An 18,977-nucleotide genomic window follows, 5' to 3' on the forward strand; every position below is an offset into this window, starting at 1 on the left:
ATGGCTCGGTGGGTCGACCTGCCCGACTGGCGTGACGGAACAGCCGCCCGGCTGCACCGCGCGCTGGAGCACGCGGTCTGGCAGACCGACAGGATGACCGAGATCTGGCAGCGCGTCGGCATGTCGCCCGCCCAGGTCGTCTGGCACCACCAGACCCCGTCCGCGCTCTGGCAGATGCTCACCCGTGACGCGTCCGACGCGGGCAAGCTCGAAGCGCTCATCCGCGAGGTCCGCGACGAGGTACCGGCCGCCGCCGCGGAACTGGACCTGGTACTCGCCGCCCAGGCACCGAGCGCGAACTGGTACCTGTGCGCCGACCGGCACCGCTCGATGCTGGTCGGGCCGGGCGGGAAGAGGGCGGTGCTCGACCGCACCCACCTGCGCGCGAGCCTGGTGCAGATGCTCAAGGAGGAGTACCCGATCCTGGCGATAGTCGGGAAAGCGGGCTCCGGCAAGACCTACAGCCGCCACCTGATCAAGCACGTCCTGTGCGACGACCCGGCCATGCGCTGCGACTTCATCGTGATCGACATCGAGCACGACTGGTACGACACGGTCACCGCCGGCGAGTTCATCACGAAGCTCGCCACCAAGATGGGCATCGACGGGATCACCGACGTCGACCCGCTGGTCGAGCATTCGCGGGCCGCCCGCGAACTGGTCCACCAGTTCGTCGGTCGCTATCGCTCGTTGCCGCGGCAGGAGCGGTGGGTGTTCATCGACGGGCTCGACCGGACGAGCGTCGATCCCGCCGTGCTCATCGCGGTGACCCAGCTCGCGAAGGAGGTCGAGGCGGGCCAACTGCGCGACCTGCGGTTGATCGTCACCGGCCATCCCTGCGACTTCTCGCCCGACGTGCTCGACATCCTGCTCCTGGAGTCGCTGGACGAGATCACCGAACACGACCTCCGCCAGTTCTTCGGCCACGTCGCCGACGTCGCCGGCCAGCCGCTGTCCGGCGACGAACTCGCCGCGCTCGTCGACGAGGTGCTGGCCGAGGCCACGCTCACCGACCTGCACGCGCTCGGCCGCAAGGCGGGCAAGCTGGCACACGCGTCCTTCGGGCCGGCAGGGGGCGCGGCATGACGTTGTCCACGGGCCTGGACGCCCGCGAACTCAGGCTCCGCGCAAGCCTGCTCGCCCACTACGAACTGCACTGGCTGGGCGTCGAGGACGAAGACGGCGTGCTGTTCCCCGACTCACGGCGGGTGCGCGTCGAGTCCGGCATGCGCCACTGGTGCCTGGACGACTCGGTGCGCCGTTCGACAGTCGCCGGAGTCGAGCTCAGCGAGTTGCGCCGGGTGTGGTCGCAGCTGCGCGAACGGCCCGGCGATGCCCGGCAGTGGGCGATCGACCAGTTCATCGGTGCCGGCGAAGGCGTCGAGCTGGACCAGCTGGACGCCGACCGGCTGCGCGCGGTCGGCTGGTTGTCCCGGTGGCTCGACCTCCCGCACCTTCCCTCCCAGGCCGCCATCGACCGCGCGCTCGGCCTGGCCGCGCTGCTGGAACCGTTGCGAGCGCTGGCGGACGACAAGTTCGTCGGCCGCGAGGACCTGCTCGCCCGCCTCGACGACCACCTCCGCGAGCCGGGTGCTCCCCTGTTGATCCACGGCATGGGCGGAGCCGGCAAGTCCGCGGTGCTCGCCCGGCACATCCTCCGCCACGTGCCCGAGACACTGGTCTGCTACCTCAACTTCGACAACAGCGCGCTCGACCCGGCCGTGCCCGCGTCGCTCATCGTCGGTCTGCTGAGGCAGCTCGCGGCGCAGCTTCCTGGCGCCGAAACGACAGCCAACACGGCACTTCTGCGTGCGGTGGAGGCGCTTCGGGCCGGCACCAAGCTGCTCGACTCGTCCAGCCGCACGCTCTCCCACCGGTTCCGCGAGGACGTACAGCTCGCGCAGCTCGCCGACATCACCAGGAAGCGGCCGACCCTGTTCATCTTCGACACCGTCGAAGAGGTTCAACGCCGGTCCATCGCGGTGCAGGAGACGTTCGTCGATTTCGTGAACGATCTCGCGTCGACCTCTCCCCACGCCTCGATCCTGCTCGCGGGCCGGTCGCCCGCGCCGGAGCTCGGGTTCGAGTCGGCCGAGCTTTCCGTGCTGCCACCGGCGGACGCGATCACGCTGCTGCACGCTCTGGTCGAGGTACCGGAAGCCGAAGCACGCCGGGTCGTCGGGTTGATCCGCACGACTCCGCTGTGCGTGCGGCTGGCGGCGGGCATCCTGCGCAGGCATCCGGCGAACGACGCGTTCCGCGATCTCGCCCTGCGCCGCACCGCGATCGAAGGCGAGCTCTACCACCGGTTGCTCGGTTACATCGACGATCCCGACGTGCGCAGGCTCGCCCACCCCGGGCTGACGTTGCGCCGCGTAACCCCCGAGTTGATCGAGGAGGTGCTCGCGATCCCCTGCGGAATCGCCGTGCACCACGAGGAACACGCGTACCGGTTGTTCCACGGGCTCGCCCGTGAGGCGATGCTCGTCGAACGCGTGCCGCACCGGGACGAGGTCGTGCACCGCGCGGACGTCCGATCGATCATGCTGCCGCGGCTGGCCGAGGACGATCCCCGCACGACCGCCTCGATCCACCGCCGGGCGGTGAAGTACTACGCGTCGTGCGAGGGCGTCGCCGAGCGGGCCGAGGAGCTGTACCACCGGCTCATGCTGGGGCAGACCCCGGCCACGCTCAACCGCCGGTGGGACGACCAGGCACTGCCGCACCTGTTGTCCTCTTTGGACGAAATGCCGCCGTCGTCGAAGGCCTACCTCGCGGCCAGGTCGCCGGATCTGGCGGTCTCTGCGGACGACCTGCGTCAAGCCCAGCTCGACGTGCGGAGCAAGCTGATCCTGCGCAACGTCCGCGACTTCGCGGCGAACCTGAGGTTCGACCAGGCGCTGTCCACGCTCGACGAGCACGACCGCGTCGTGGGCCCCACCCTCGAATCGACCGATCTCCGCATCAACGTGCTCGACCTGCTCGGGTTGCATGGCGAGGCGCTCGACGTGGCAGCCACGGCGCAGGAGAAGGCCGCCAGGAACGGCGACACCGACGACTACTTCCGGCTCACGGCGCACATCCTCCGGCTCTGCGAGCTCACCGGCCGGCTCGAGGACGCGAACACGGTCGCCGCCGAGGCTCTGCAGATCGCGGGCAACCTCCCGCCGACCGTTTCCCACCTGCGGACGCGGCTCCAGCTGGTCGTGCAGCGGCTCAGGTTCGCCCGCCACGGCGCTCCGGTCGACGACGACACCGTCGGCGACCTCCGCGAGCAGGCGATCTTGCTCCACAACCTGCTCGGTGTCCGCAGCGTCCAACAGGTCCCCGGTCTGCTGCGCGAGCTCGCCGCCGAGGTCGGTGAACACTCACTCGCGGTACTCGTCGAGGCGTTGCGCTCTGAAGGCATCGATCCCAGGGACGCCGACCAGGTCCGCGCGCAGTTCGCTCAGGACCCCCGCGTGACGAACGCGCTGCGGCAGGCCATGTCGAGCACCGATGACCGCTACGCGTTGGCCAAGATGGTCGTTCTCGTGCTCTCGTTCGAGGGTGAGCCGCCAGAGGGCACGACCCGGCTGCTCACCGAACTGCTCCAGCAAGAGGCCGACGACGCGGTCGCCGGCGGCACGGACAGCGAATACACCAAGAGCCTGGTCGGTCTGCCCGAGCTGCGGGTCCCCGTCACATCCGGCGAACTCGCCGTCGCGAGCAGGTTTCCGGCGGCCACGAAGGACTTCGAGCTCGCCGAGGAGCTGCTGCGCAGTGTGCTTAACCTGGACCTCGGCGCCAATGCCAGGGCACAGGCGCTTTTGGCACTGGAGAACGTGGCTCCGACCGAGGCCGAGTCCCGCCGCGCACGGCTCAAGGCCGCCGCGACCTTCACCGTGGCGACGGAGGCGTTCTGGGAACTCGACCATGCCCGGGACGCGGCCATGTCCGGCGACATGGAGTCGACAGTGGGCTACTACAACAACGCCATCGCGATCGTCGAACGCGAGAGGGCGGCGGCCGAACTCGATTCCGTCGCGCTGGAACTCGTGCTGACCGTGCGCGGACTTGCGTTGATCGCGCTCGGCAAGCTGGACCGAGCGGAGCAGGACTTCGGCCGTGTGCTGGAGCTGGCAGGCGATGAACATCCAGGGAACAGCGCGGCGGCATCTCGGTACCTGGGTCAGCTCGCGATCCTGCGAGCCGACCTTCCCACCGCCATCGCGTACTACCGCGATGCGGAGGACCGTCTTGGCCAGGCGGAAGCGATGCTCTCCGCTGGACTGGCCGTCGACGCGGCGAACCTGCTCAAGCAACACATGCACATCCTGCGAGCGGCCCGCGCCGGGCGGACGCTCGCCATCACCGAGCACCGCGCGGCCACCGCGGCCTACCTCCGCGGCGACTTCAGGGACGCGAGCGAGTTGGCCCGATCGGCGAACCGGCGGTTCACCCGGCGCGGCGAGTACAGGTGGGCCGCGATCAGCGCTCTGACCCGGATGCGTGCGCAGGTCGCCACGGGGAAGCCTCCCACCGTCGGCCGCATCGCAGAGCTGGCGAAACGACTGCGCCAGTTCGACCTCACCGACGAAGCCGCCGTCGCCGAGGCGTTGTCCGTGCGCGTCAGAGTGCGTCGCGGCGACCTGGAGTCCGCCATGGAGCAGGTCCACGCCCTGCCCGACGTCGGTCACCTCAGCCCGATCGAGTGCCGGATGGCGCTGCGGCTGTGTCGGGCGGAACTGGTGGCCGCACGCGGTGATCACCAGGGTGTTCTGGTGGAGGCTCAGCAGGGCCTCGCGGAGCTGGCGAACCACCCCGACCAGCTCGGCACGCTGGATCTGCCGACAGGCACCGCCGTCGAGGGCCGCACCCTCGCGAACCTGGCCGTGGAAGTCGCGTGGCGCTCCGGCGACCCGGATCTCTTCGACTGGCTCGAACACGCCAAGGCCGACATCTACCGGTACGACCCGAGGCCGGCGCCCGAAGTCGTGTCCGAACTGCGGATCACCGCCAGAAGGCGTCAGCAGGCACGGTTCGAAGGCAGGCCCGCCGAGGACGTCGATGCCGAGCTGAGCAGGCGGTTGCGCGACCTGCCCGCTGTCCACCCGGTGTGCTCACGCGAGGAAGTCGCGGCAGCACTTGGTGAACGAGCGTTGGTGTCGTTCGGAATCGCGGGCGACCGGTACATCGCCATGATCCTCACGGCGACGCACACGGTGACGGTGGAGATCGGCACAACAGAGGTGATCTCGACCGCGGCCCGCAAACTCCACATGGACGTTCGGGCGATGGCACCGGACTACTTGCCAGCGCCTCTCGTCCAGGTCATCGGCACATCGTCGTCACGCCTTGCTGAACAGCTGGACGCCTCGTTGATCGAGCCGCTCGGCCGGTACATCGGTGGCAGGGACCTGGTTGTCGTGCCCGCCCGGGAACTCCATGACGTCCCGTGGGGGCTTCTGCCGTCCTTGCGAGGTCGTGCGACAACCGTCGTGCGGTCGGCGAGTGAATGGCTGCGCGCGGAACGCACAGAGCACCCAGCCGGTCATGCGGTGGTGGTGCGGACGACGGCCGGGACCGACGGCCAGACTGCCCGCGATCTTCGCAACGCCGTCCAGCTCAGCGGTGAGCAAGCCACGGTCGCCGCCGTGCTGTCGGCGTTGGACGGTGCCGGACTCGCCCACCTCTCGGTGCACCTGGTCGACGGCACCGGCAATCCGTGGTTCTCCGCGGCTGAACTCGTCGACGGACTGCTCGTCCCGAGCACGATCCGACTGCTGTCGCGCCCGCCCAGCGTCGTCGTGATCGACACGTGCGAGCGAGTCGAAGCATTCGGTTTCGCGGGAGCGCTGATCGATGCGGGGGTGCGGGCAGTTGTGACGCCGGTGAGCAAGGTCGGCGACGCGGCTTGCGCGGCCACGCTGGCCGACTTCTACCGGCATCTCGGTTCCGGGGAAACGATCGCACGGGCCTTGGCATTCGCCATCGCCAAGGACCCGCAGCGCAGGCCGTTCATCTGTCTCGGGGCTGACGGTACGGTCGACTTGAGCTGATCAGGCCTCGGCGGCGTGCTTGAGCCGCGCCAGCGTCGCCTCGATGTTCGCCTGATTGGTGACCGCCCGATCCTTCACCCCAGTCGCCAGCACGGTGATCGGCACGTACCACGACGGCCGACGGTCCCAAGTGGACTCCGTGACCCGGCACCCGTCAGCGGTCGGCTCGATGTCGTACTGCCATCGCGACACGGCCAGCCCGAACGACTTCACCTCGAACGCGAACCGCCCCACCGAGCAGTCGGTCACGATGGAGGTCGTCGGCCACACCCGCCACCCGCGCCGGTTCACGCCGCGGAACCTCGCCCCCACGGACGGTCCGGAGGCGCCCAGCCACTTGCCGCCCGAGTACTCCTCGGCGCATCCACCCAGCTCACGCAGGCTGCTGACCAGCTCGAACACCCGCTGCGGCGGAGCGGCGACGTCGATGTGCGCGGAGGCGTCCGGGGTCATGCGCCCGAACTTACTACGGGTAGGTTCGCTGCACCAGCCACTCGCGGACGGTCCGTGCGGACGGCACTATCGCCCTGGTCACGGCGAGGTCGAAGGCCACGGGATGCGTCCGCAGCCAGCGCCACATCCTCGTCAGGTCGTCACCCACGAACCGGTGGAACAGCCAGATCGGCATCGGGAAGCCGCGTGGTGCGCGCCCGTGCGTCTCCCGCCAGAGCTCACGGCACTCGCCGATGGTCCGGACGTCCGCACCGAGCGGGAGTTCCACTCCGACGAACCGGTTCGGATCGGCGAACACCTTTGCCGCCACGGCGCCGACGTCATCCGCGCAGAACCAGGGCAGCGGCCGGTCGTCACCGATCAGCTTCGGCATCAGGTGCCACATGGACACGGACGGGTAGAAGTCCTTGTCCGTCATCAGTTCCATGAACGCCATCGGGCGCAGGACGGTCAGCGGCAGGCCGAGCGACTCCAGGTGTGCCCGCACCACCAGTTTGTTGTCCCACTGGCGCACGCCGGTGTCCGGCACTCCCGGACCCGCCGAGGCGTACACGACGTGCCGCACCCCCGCGGCGGCCGCGGCGTCGCCGACCGCGCGTCCCTGATGGACCTCCTGGTCCAGGCCGCTGATCATCGGGTTCTGGACGCTGAACACCCCGTGCGCGCCCACGAAGGCAGACGGGTCCGGGGAAGCCAGGTCCGCCCGCACCACCTCGGCACCCGCCGCGGCGAGCCGGCTCGAAGCCGGTGATGAGGGATTGCGGGTCAGCGCCCGCACGCGCCAGCCGGCCGCGAGCAGGTGCCGGGCGACCGCACCGCCTTGACGTCCGGTAGCGCCCGTGACCACGACCAGCCTGGTGTCGTCCATAGCGGAGCTCCTGCCTGTCCTGGAGGTTGATGAGGGGAGCTTTCCCAAACCTGAGGTTTGGGAAAGCTCCCCTCATCAACGTCCTTTCAGTCCGTGCAGGACACCGGCGAGTCGAAGTGGCCCGGTGTCGTGGGGTAGGCGGGTCCGACGCCGTGGGCGTTGTTGTCCGCCGGGTACACCAGGGCCAGTTCGCGGAACGCGGAGGTGCCGCTCGTGGTCACGTCACCCACCGTCTGGCCCGCGCCGGATCCCCATGCCAGCTTCTGCAGGAACGTCTCCATTCCCGGGCTGCGCTGACGGATGTCGTTGTAACCGCCGTAAGACGCGGGACAGTGCGTGTAGAGGTTGTACGCACCGGCCCAGTCGATCAGGCGGTCACCGGGGTTCGGGCCGTTCTGCGCGCGGTCGGCCTGGAGCACGTCGCGGTCCCAGCCGCCGTAGATCCAGTCCGTGCCGTCGTGGTGCTGGTTGTCCGCGAAAGTGGACGGCACCGCAGGGTTGTCGTTGGTCTTCTCGGTCATCTCGAACCACAGGCACGGGTCGATCGCGCCGTCGCCCAAGGTCACCGGCCACCGGCCCGGCGCGCAGTTGCCGGGGTAGGTGCCGCGCGGGTTGAAGTCGAGCACGTCCGACCCCAGAGCGCCCTGCTGGGACGCCTGAGAGGTGCCGCCGACGCCACCGAAGGTGTGGTCGACGAACCTGTCGTTCGTGCCGCGTGCGGAGGCGTCGAACGTGCCGTTCACCAAACAGTCCGGCGTTGCCGCGTTGACCACCTGGTCGCAACCCTTGCCGCCCCACAACACGTCCGCGCCGTCGCCGCCGAACGTCTGGTCGCCGCCGCTGTCGGCGTTGACCAGGTCGTCGCCGAACCCGGCGTGGATGTTGTCGTTGCCCTGACCGCCGCGCATGCGGTCGTCGCCGCCCTCGGCGATGCCGTTGTGCGGCATGGCCGGTGCGGTGGCGTTGCCGACGAACTGGTCGCCGTTGACGTCGTGCAACAGGTCCACCCTGCGGTCGTAGGTGTCGGCACGGAAGCCCGTGTACGACTCCTGCGGCACCGAGTTCAGCTGAACAGTGAACCCACGAGCTGCCACGTCGTTGGCGTTCATGTACTCGTTGACCACGCCACCACGGTCGCCGAGCATCGCGTCCTCGCCGTCGCCGCCGAACATCACGTCGTCGCCGAGTTCGCCGTACATGTCGTCGTCGCCGTTCTGGCCGTGCATGGTGTCGTTGCCGTCTTGACCCCACATGCCGTCGTTGCCGTCGTCACCGAACATCGTGTCGTCGCCGAAAGCACCGAGAGCCTCACACGTGGACTGAGCCAACGAACAGAACCTGGTCGACGGACCAATGTCAGCCACACGAGAAACCGTGGCATTTGACGGTACGGCACCGGACTTGTAGCGCTCGGTGTAGACCTGCTCGGTCATCGACCCCGGCTGGCCCTGCAGCGTGCGCTTCAGGGAACCGTTGTCACCGAGCTGGACGTCGTCCTCACCGTTGCCCTCGAAGGCGTCGCCACCATCGCGGAAGCCCTGGATGGTGCTGCCGCCGATCATGTCGTCCTGACCGTCCGGTGCGTCGCCGACCAGTTGGGCGGGTCCGCTCGACGAACCGGGCCAGCCGGGATCCGCGAGAGGCACGACCGTCGTCTCGGACGACGGGGAGCCTAGCCCGCGGTCACCGCGCAGCACGTCGCCACCGCCGTTGCCCTCGAGGTAGTCGGCGTCGCCGTCGCCGGCGAGGAAGTCCCCGCCGTCCTGACCCCACAGCACGTCCACGCCGGAACCACCGGACATCCGGTCGTCACCGAAGCGGTCGGCCGGGCCGGGCTGCAGGTCGTAGCGCTGCACGATCCGTTGTGCCGCAGGGTTTCCACCCGTCGGCGCCAGCCTGATCGTCGCCCGCGTCGGGGTCTCCCCCTGTGCCGGGCGCAGCACGACGCCGTTGTCGCCGATGCCGACGTCGTTGCCCGGTCCGCCGAACATCGCGTCCGCACCGTCCAACTGACCGACGGTCGTGTCACCGTTGCCGGAGAGCGAGGTGCTGCTGCCGCCGACGAGGTCGTCGTCGCCGTCGTTGCCCTCGATCCAGTCGATGCCCTGCGAACCCTCGACGTAGTCGTCGGAACCGTTGCCCTTCAACCGGTCGGGCCCGGCCTGTCCGATGATCACGTCGTTGGCGTCGTCGCCGTCGACCTCGTCCGGACCGGACGAGTCGGCGTGCGGCGTGAGGCCGAGGTCGTACAGGAAGATCGCCCGCCCGGTCAGGCCGCGTTCCAGCGTGATGCGGCTCAACGTCCCGCCGCGCACGAGCCGGCCGTTGTCGCCGAGCACGACGTCCTGCGCGCCGTTGCCGTGGATGACGTCACCGACGTCGGGCTGGCCGACACCCGGCGAGTCCTCGGTCGACGAGCCACCGACCAGGTCGTCCTGGCCGTCGTTGCCGTCGATCTTGTCGCGGGCCGGGCCGCCCTCGGCGTAGTCGTCCGAGCCGTCACCGGTGATGGTGTCCTCGTCACCCTGACCGTAGATCACGTCGGAGTCGTCACCGCCGCTGATCTTGTCGCCACCGGACGTGCCGGCGGTCGGCGTGTAGCCCAGGTCGAGCAGCTCGGCCTTGTGCGCCTTGGCGAAGCCGCGTCCGAGCGTGACCGGCGTGGCCTGCGCTCCGTCCACGAGGGACAGCACCGCGTTGTCACCGGCGATCAGGTCGGGACCCGAGTCGCCGAACAGGTTGTCGCCCGTGTCCGGACGACCGGCACCCGAAGCCACCTCGGAGCTGCCGCCCACGATCCGGTCCTCGCCACCGTCACCGTGCACGACGTCGTCGGCGTTGTTGCCCTCCAGGTAGTCGCCCTTCGGGCCACCGAACACCTCGTCGTGCGCGAGGCCGCCGAACGCCCGGTCCTCGTCCTCGCCACCGAAGACGAAGTCCGCACCGCCCGCGCCGGCATTCGCGCCGTCGAGGTCGAACGGTCCGTCCACGCCGTTGTCGCCGATGACGATGTCGTTGCCCGAGTCGCCGTAGAGGAAGTCACCGACGTCGGGTTCACCGGCCTTGCGCGTGCCACCGATGACACGGTCGTTGCCCGCGCCACCGAACGCGCGGTCGACACCGTTGTTGCCCTCGATGACGTCGTCCTGTGCACCGCCGTACAACGCGTCGTCGTCGTCATTGCCGTAGACGTTGTCGACACCGGCGTCGCCATACGCGACGTCCTTGCCGCCACCGCCGTACACAACATCGTCGTCGTTGCCACCGGCGAGCACATCATCACCGAGCTGACCACACAGCCGGTCAGCCCCGGACTTGGCGTCCACGTTGTCCGCGGCACCACCGGCGGCGACGATCTCGACACCGGTACCACCGGTGATCAGATCCCGGCCGTCCTGCGCATCGAGAGGTTCGGCAGGCGGCATCGAGACCGGGTTGTCACTCGGCGGCGTGCACGGGTTGGCGTGCTTGTCGCCGAAGACGTCCGCACCGCCGTCACCACCGATGACGTGGTCGTTGCCGTACCCGCCGACCAGCAGCTTCGACGACGGCGTGACACCGGCGGGCAGGACGCGGTGCTTCACGTTGCGCACCGGCCCGAACGCACCGGAACCGTTCTGGTCGCCCACGTCGGACGGTTCCGCGATCACGTAGTCGTCCTGCGGGCCGCCGTACACCTTGTCCTTGCCGTAGCCACCCGTCAGCACGTCGTTGTTGCCACCACCGCGGATGTCGTCGACCTGCTCTTTCAACGAGTGACCGGTCACGAAGTCCACGCCCTGGCTGCCGTACACGGTGTCCGAACCCGTGCCGGTGTCCACGACGTTGGTCGCGTCCTTCGTGTTGTCGCCGTTGAAGCCCTTGTCCACAGGACCTGGGTCGTCGACGTCCGTCGCGACCTCCGTGCCGGTGTAGATGGTGTCGTTGCCGGAACCACCGGAGATCCGGTCGCTGCCGGTCCCGCCGATGATCACGTTGGGCTGCGCGACGTACTCCGGCTTGCCGGGGTTGCTCGCGGCGAGCGGGCTGTCGGAGGCGATGCCGATGTTGTCGTCGTCGGCGCCGCCGTCGATCCGGTTCTTGCCGAGCCCAGCGGCGATCCGGTCCTTGCCGGAACCACCGGAAACGACATCGTCCGCCCCGCCAACGGTGATCGTGTCGTCGCCGTCACCACCGCTGACCGTCGCGTTGCCCTTGCCACCGAAGGCGGCGGCGAGGTCACCGGTCGTGATCTGGTCCTTGCCGGGACCACCGTTCGCGATCGACTTGCCGAGACCGGTCTTGATCGAGTCGTCACCCGAACCACCGGTGACCTCGACCTCCTTGTCGAACGGCTTGGCCTCGGCCTTGGCGTCGTTGACGGCACCGCTCTTGTCGCCGTCGCCCTGGAACACGATGACCCGCTTGCCGGTGTCACCGGTCGCGTTGCCGAAGACCTTGGTCAGGTTCGGGTCGCGGAACTCCTCGCGGAAGCCCAGCGCGCTCACGGCGAAGCCGTCGAACCCGCCGCCGTCCTTGACGAGCTGGGTGATCGTCCACTTCTCCTCGTTGCCCTGGCCGGTCCACGCGGAGTGGCCGCGCTTGCCGATGTCGCCGTTGCCCATGTGCAGCACCAACGTCGTGCCGTCCTTGTGCGCCAGCACCGGTGGTGGCGGCGAACAGTCGGGTTTCACGGAGAAGTCGAGCAACGTGATGTCGGCCAGGGTGAAGTCGAACGTGACGCTGAAGATCGAGAACCCGAGCGTGATGTACACCTTGAGGAACAGGCTCAGACGTCCGTCCATGTTGAACAGACACATCGGGTTGTTCAGCGCCACCTTGGAGAACTCGAAGAACCGGAACTTGCCGTCGTTGTTCGGGTCCGCCCAGGTCAGGTTGATCGTCAGGGCGACACCGCCCTTGATGCCGACCTCGATCAGCACCACGCTCACCGCCGCGCCCGCGGCCAGTTCACCGCGGAACGTCACGACGGGCAGCGGTTTGCCGGAGTCGTCCTGGGTCACCAGGTAGATCGAGTCCAGAATGGACGCGGCCTTGCCCGACTCGATGGCCTTGCGGAGGCCGAACGTGTCGAAGCCCGCCCGGAACCGCGCCTCGACCGACGCGCTGCCGGAGATCGTCACCAGCACCGGCGGCGGCGCGTACACCGGACCGAACGACTGGCTGTAGGAGAAGCCGAGGCGCAGCGGACCCGAGTCGAACCGGATCAGGTCCACGTCCTGGCCCATGATCAGGCCGAACAGCTTCGAGGGCTCCTTCAGGATCGGGAACGAGAAGCCGGCCTTGTTGCCCTCCTCGCCGTCGGACACGATCTTCACCCCACCGGCCGACGCGTCGATCTTCGACGCCAGGTCGCCGGGCGACAGGTTGATCTTGTTCGGGTCGATCAGCGAGGAGGCGTTGTCCGGCGAGTTCGTCGTCGTCTTCGCCTTGTCGCCTAGCACCGCGAAGCTGCCGATGTCGATCGCCCCGCCGTTCTGGGTGATCTTGCCGATCAACTGGATCGCGCGCAGGACCTTGTCCACGAACTCCAGGTCCGGCCCGCCCGCGATGGTCGAGAACTCCTTGGCGATGGTGACCAGGTTGACGTCACCGCCACCGACCGCCCGCGACAGGTCCGACAGCACCGGGATCGGTGCGTAGAGCTGGTCGAGGATCGGCTGGATCGGCTTGGTGAACAGCGCGATCTTCTCGACGATCGGCTTGAGCACCTCGCCGAGGAACTTGCCCGCGTTGAGCTGGACGTTGTTGAACGCGATCTCCGGCGTGCCGTCACCGGGCTTGCCGCCGAACGCGTTCCACTCCCACTTCAGGTGGAACCAGCCGTTGATGCCGGGCAGCGGACCGGCGCTGACGTCGAAGTCCCAGTCGATGCCGACCTTGGCCTTCAACGAGACGCTGGTGACCTGGCCGATGTCGGCGAGATCGGCCAGCGTGATCCGGTCGTCGTTGGCGGGACCGCAGTTCTCGAAGCAGGCGTCCTGCCCCTTCTTGTGCAGGTCGACGACGAACGTGCCGGTGAACAGGTCGGTCGCGCCGCCCGCGTGCTGCTTCAGGTCGACGTCGAGGAACGCCAGGCGGGCCTTCATCGCGTCGGGCAGCGTGAAGCTCAGCTTGACGCCGAGCTCCGGGTTCTGGCCGTCGCGGGTGGCCACGAAGAAGCCGCTGCTCTTGTCGACGCCCACCTTGACGTGCAGGTGGTAGCCCAGCGCCGCCTTCATCTTGGGCGCGCCCTCGGCGGCCTTCAGCGACAGACCGGGGATGCCGATGTCGAGCGGGCTTTCCAGCGCCAGGGTTTCCTTGTCGCAGTCGTTGCCGAACACGTCGCCGTCGCAGACGTCGAACGTGAAGGTGGCACCGGTGATGTCCTGCAACGCCGCGGCCGCCGGGCAGTCCGTCAGCTTCGGGTTGGTCGTCTCGGGCACGTACGCGGCACCGTTCGGCGTGTTCTTGTCGTCGAACTGCACCTGGTCACCGGCGACATCACCCTTGATCACGACCCAGTCGTTCCCGTTCGGGTCGGTCTTGCGGATGATCTTGTAACCGGTGGCGTACTCGGACTTCTTCCACGTGATGCGGTTGAAGTTGTCGTTGTTCAACGGATCCGCGCCGTTGGTCACCTCGGCGAGCGCGGGTGGCGCGTCCTTGCCCTGCGCGGTCGCGACGACGCCGTAGACGTACTTCTTCGTCCCCGTCGTGCCCTGGGCGACGGCCGTGGCCTCGGTCGCGGGCTGCAGGGTCGCGTTGCAGGTGAACTTGATGTCGACCGCGCTGCCGACCGCCGTCTTCAGGTGGTCGTTGACCCACGTCTCCAGCTCGCCGGTGTTGTTCACCCGGCCGCCGCCCGGCAGGTGGGTCATCGCCTCCTGGATCTTCGTGCGGAGCTGGCCGAACTTGTCGGCTCCCTGCTGGATGTCGTCGCCGACCAGCGGCAACCTGCCGTCGAACGCGGCCGTGCGCAGCGCCCGTTCGATCATCGCCAGGTACTTCTCGATGCCGTCGCCGAACTGCGAGAAGTCGAGCAGCGCGTCGAGGATCTTCTGCCCGATGTCCGTCGGCATCTCGAACCGCTTGACGCCGCCGGGCAGGTCCGGGCTGAACGAGAACGCCTCGTCGAGGTCGGAGACCTGGCGCGGCAACCGGACGATGAACGACTCACCGGGACTGGACAGCTTGGTCCAGTTGGTGTTGTCGGAGCTCACGAACACCGGCATGACCGCGCACAACGCGAGGTCGGTGCCCTGCACCGGGTCTCCGGCGCACGTGACCGGCTGGTTGTCACCGTTGAGCGTCAACTGCACGCCCTTGACGAAGTCGCTCAACGACACCGGGTTCTGCCCGCTGAAGCCGAGGTGCGCGTTGTAGTGCGCGTTCGCGACGGCCTTCTCCGGGCCCTTCGGGTTGCCCAGCGCGATGGACAGCGGCCCGACCGAGGACTTCACCACACCGGTGATCCCGCCGTGCGCGGTGATGTCCACAGTGGAGTCCGGCAGGACCTTCAAGGCCCCGGCGTCGGCAGGTCCGTCGCCGGCCTGGAGCGGCAGCACGAACCCGATCTTGGTGGCACCGGTCAGCGCCAGGTCGGCGGTGGCCTCGCCCTCGGCGCCGACCAGCGACCGCGCGGTGCCCTTGTCGTCGGTGAACGAGAACCGGACCGGCTGCGAGGTCGCGACCTTCCGCTTCACGTCGATCTTGAGCACGATCGACGGCTTCGAGTCGACGACCTGGTAGGCGAACGAGACTCCGCTGCTGGCGGGCAGGGCGGCGTTCAGCTGCGTGACGAGGTCCTGCAGGTAGTCCGGCGGCGCCGCGGTCAGCCGGTCGACCGCGTCCTCCAGCGGGCTGCGGAACGCGTACCCGGTGCCGTCCGCGGGCTTCGTGCCCCACGGTTCGGTGAGCAGCACGCGGTTGTTGGCCGGATCGGCCGCCGCGACGACCACGACCTGGGTGCCGACCAGCACGGCCCGGCCCTTCAGGTCCGGCCCGAACGCCTTGTCGCCGGTCCTCGTGTCGTCGCGGATGAAGCCGACGTCCACGCCGTTGATGTTCGCGTTGTCGTACTTGGTGCCGATGCCCGCGTCCGCGCTGCCGAGCAGTTCGGACAACGACTTGCCGACGACCGGCAGCGGGGTGGTCAGGGCGGTCTTGACCTCGCCGTCACCCTCGACGGCCTGCAGCGAGCCGTTGAGCACCTGCAACGCCTTGATGATCTGGCCGAACATCGCGCGCGGGTTGTTCGGGTCGAAGTCGAACGCCTTGGCCTTGTCGAGCGCGTCGAGGCCGGTGAACTGGACGTTCGCCGGGTCGGTGATGTCGGGCATGGTGACGCCGACCTCGACCGGACCGCCGAAGAAGTCGGTGATGCCGGGAACGTCGAGCTTCACCGTGGCCGTGCCCTTGGCGCCGACCGACACCTCCAGCAGGTTCTCCGGTTCCAGAGCGGGGGTGTCGGGGTTGTCGACGACCTTGGCGAAGATCTGCGACAACGGCAGGTCGCCGTCCGCGTCACCGAGCTTCTTCAGGCTGATCGACAGCATGTCCGTCGATCCGTCCTTTGTGGACATGTGCAGGTCGCCGGACATGTGCACCTTGAGATAACCCACGCTGCCGTTGACGTCGACGTTCGTGTCGATCGCGGCGCTGGCCCTGAGCAGCTGACCGCCGGTGCGCAGCAGGAACCGGTCCGGCGTGCGCGGCAGGCTGGACACCAGGGTCGTGGTGCCGTCGGGGTTCTTGTCCGCGAACGGGCAGCCGGTGGCCGCGGCGTCGGGGTCGAGCGGCTTGCACGCGTCACCCTTGATCGGGTCGCGCAGGTCCAGCACCAGCGTGGCCTTGGCCTCGTAGGACGGCTTCACGGTCGCGGTGGCGTTCAACGCGTTGGCGCCCTTGAGCCCCTTGCTCGCGAAGATGTCGCCGAACGTGACCTGACCGGTCATCGGGTCCGGCGCGTTCACCTTGTACGGCGCGTGGTCGGCCGGTTTCCCGCCCTGCCAGCCTTCCTCGAGCGTGATCTCGTCCGCGGTGTTGCTCTTCACCACACCCTGCGAGGTGCCGGCGGACACGATGCGCCCCTTGAACGCGTCGACCGTCCACGGCTTGGCCTTGTTGACGTGCTTGAGGGTCGTGTCGGTGTAGGTGACGTCGGTGCCCTGCCCAGATGTCAGCGCGGCCACGACGTCCAGCGGCGCGCCGTCCTGTGGAGCGTCCTGCTTCATGGTCAGCGTGAACTCGAGCTTCTTCACGTCGTCGCGGTAGTTCACCCCGGACACGGCGATCGGACCGGTGTTGAGCTTGGTGAAGAGCTCCTGCACCGAGCTGAACTTCGGCAGCCCGGCCTTCGCGGGGTCTTCCTCCGGCTTGAACACGTTGTCGTCGACGAACTTCGCGAGCGCGCTGCCCGCCTTGACCGCGTCGGCGACCGTGCCGCGCATGAACGGCAGGTTCACGTTGCCGACCGGGTCGGCCGTCGAGCCCCACTGGGCGCGCTGGACGGCGTCGATCGAACTGACCAGGTGGCTCAGGCCTTCGAGCAGGTCGCGCGGGCTGAGCGTGGTGAACCTGGTCAGCTGCGCGAGGTCCGGACCGCTGACGGTGATCGACGGCGCGCCGCTCGCGATGTCCGGCCACTGCACGCCGATGGTGCCGGTGAGGCCGCCGACATTCGCTCCTGCGAGCGGCTGCGAGGTGAACTTGAGGCTGGCGTCGACCTTGCCGGCGGGGTTGCCGAGTCCGATGTGGAACAGACCCGCGGCGGCACCGGGTTCGGTGATCTCGGTGAGCCTGCCGTCGCCGTTGGGGTCGTCGGCGGACGCGGTGAGGTTCGCTTCGACGGTGACGTGGCTGGCGCCCTTGTCGAGGTCGACGCCGAGGATGCCGAAGCCCGCGGTGGGCACGGCACCGGGGTCGAGCTCACCCTTGGCGCCCACCGTGAACTTCGGCGAGTCGCCGTCCTTGACCAGCCAGAACGAGTCGGTGGACTCCTGGTAGGCGAAGCGGAACTTCGCGTCGAGCGTGAACGTCACGTCCACGGCGCCAGACGTCGTGAAGCTGACCGACGGGTCGGCGACGCTGATCGGCTGTTTGTCCGCGACCGTCGTGAGGTGCAGCGTGGCGTCGACACGTTTGATGCCGTTGGTGTCACTCGTTTGCACGTCGAGCGTGCCCGGTCTGCTGTCTCCGAGCTGGTAGGTGCCCGCGAGGTCGGGGAAGTTCTGCTTGTCCTTCAGCGGGTCGTGCACCGTCTTGGCGACGAGATCGTCGAAGCCGAGTGCCGCGCCGGGGCTGACGCCCAGCAACGGCAGCGCCTCCCCCAGCTTGCCGACGCTCGCGAGCTGTTTCGAGAAGTCACCGAACGCGCTGATCCCCGCCAGGATCTTCTGCACGTCCGGGGCCTGGGCCACCGCCGGTGGACTGACCACGACCAGTCCGAACAGCGCCAGCGCACCGCTGGTGACCGCCGCTACCGCTCGCCTGCTGCTCCGCGAATACCGCATGGCCGACCCGCCCTCTTGACGGCGTGGCCCCCGATGCCTCGCTGCCAGAACAGTTGTCCAATATGGAGTGACGCAGGGCACACTTGTGCCGCCACCGGGTAGTCGTCCATCCAGAAGGAGGCGTTAGCCGTGGATCGACCGGAGGCCGTGATTCACCCGTTCGGTCGACCAGACACCTACCGGGAGTGGGTCAGCTCCCGGATCGGCGTGCCCTGGAGGAACGCGTGGACGTCCTCCACGGCCTCCCGGAAGTACGTCCGATAGTTGGTCTGCGTGACATAGCCGAGGTGCGGGGTGGCGAGGACGTTCGGCAACGTCCTGAGCTCGTCGCCGAGCGGCAGCGGTTCGGTCTCGAAGACGTCCAGGCCCGCGCCGGCGATCCGGTTGTCCCGCAACACCTCCAGCAACGCCACGTGGTCGACGATCGCGGCGCGCGAGGTGTTGATCAGGAACGCGGAGGGCTTGAGGCAGGCCAGCGCGGCGGCGTCGAGGAGTCCTCGGGTGCGGTCGCTCAGCACGAGGTGGACGGACGCGAAGTCGGCCTGCTCGAGCAGTTCGTGCAGGCCGGCCGCCAGGCGCACGCCCTCGGCCTCCGTGCGGTCGGCGGTCAGGTTCTGGCTCCAGGCGACGACGTCCATGCCGAACGCCTTGCCGACGCGGCCGACGGCCTTGCCGAGGTGGCCGAAGCCGATCAGGCCGAGGGTGGCGCCGGCGAGGTCGACACCGACCGTGCTCTGCCACGGGCCGCCGCTGTGGAAGGCCGCGTTCTCGACCACGAGTTGCCGGGCGAGGCCGAGGATCAGCGCCCAGGTCAGTTCGGTCGGCGGGGTCTTGGCACTGCCGGTGCCGCAGACCGTGACGCCGTGCTCCTGCGCGGCTTCGAGGTCGATCGAGGCGTTGCGCATGCCGCTGGTGATCAGCAGCCGCAGCTTCGGCAGGCGGGCGAACAACTCCGCGGTGAACGGCGTGCGCTCACGCATGATCACGACGCACTCCGCGTCGGACAGGGCTACCGCGGGGTCGTCCAGATGGTCGCGGATGACGGTCACGTCGAGGCCCGACCAGTCGGCGTTCGCGAGAGCCACACCCTGGTAGTCGTCCAGCACCACGCACCTCATGGAC

The 18,977-nt window shown here is 68.6% G+C and carries 6 protein-coding genes; 2 read left to right on the plus strand and 4 right to left on the minus strand.

The genetic code is table 11. The annotated features are described in order from the left end of the window. Positions 1-1,086 carry an effector-associated domain EAD1-containing protein gene (locus G7043_RS44690; protein ID WP_166055315.1) on the plus strand — a complete coding sequence of 362 codons (1,086 nt, stop codon included), beginning with the start codon at positions 1-3 and terminating at the stop codon, positions 1,084-1,086. After that, a complete protein-coding gene (locus tag G7043_RS44695) occupies positions 1,083-6,041 on the plus strand; it encodes an AAA family ATPase (protein WP_166055317.1) in 4,959 nt (1,652 codons plus the stop codon). Before G7043_RS44690 ends, G7043_RS44695 begins: the two co-directional genes overlap by 4 nt. On the opposite strand, the gene G7043_RS44700 is transcribed toward G7043_RS44695, so the two are convergent. From G7043_RS44700 to G7043_RS44715, 4 genes are all read right to left on the minus strand, one after another. Continuing rightward, positions 6,042-6,494, minus strand: a complete 453-nt coding sequence (locus G7043_RS44700; protein ID WP_166055319.1) for an SRPBCC family protein — start codon at positions 6,492-6,494, stop codon at positions 6,042-6,044. It lies immediately after the preceding gene. Positions 6,495-6,507: 13 nt separating this feature from the next. Next, positions 6,508-7,362, minus strand: coding sequence for an NmrA family NAD(P)-binding protein (locus G7043_RS44705; protein WP_166055321.1), 855 nt, complete (start codon positions 7,360-7,362; stop codon positions 6,508-6,510). Between the two features lie 86 nt (positions 7,363-7,448). Further along, positions 7,449-17,855: a calcium-binding protein gene (locus G7043_RS44710; RefSeq protein WP_166055324.1), complete on the minus strand. Its 10,407-nt coding sequence runs from the start codon at positions 17,853-17,855 to the stop codon at positions 7,449-7,451. A gap of 176 nt (positions 17,856-18,031) precedes the next feature. Next, positions 18,032-18,973, minus strand: coding sequence for a D-2-hydroxyacid dehydrogenase family protein (locus G7043_RS44715; RefSeq protein ID WP_166055326.1), 942 nt, complete (start codon positions 18,971-18,973; stop codon positions 18,032-18,034). Between the last annotated feature and the right edge of the window lie 4 nt (positions 18,974-18,977).

Source organism: Lentzea alba (assembly GCF_011067745.1).
Classification (GTDB): Bacteria; Actinomycetota; Actinomycetes; order Mycobacteriales; family Pseudonocardiaceae; genus Lentzea; species Lentzea alba.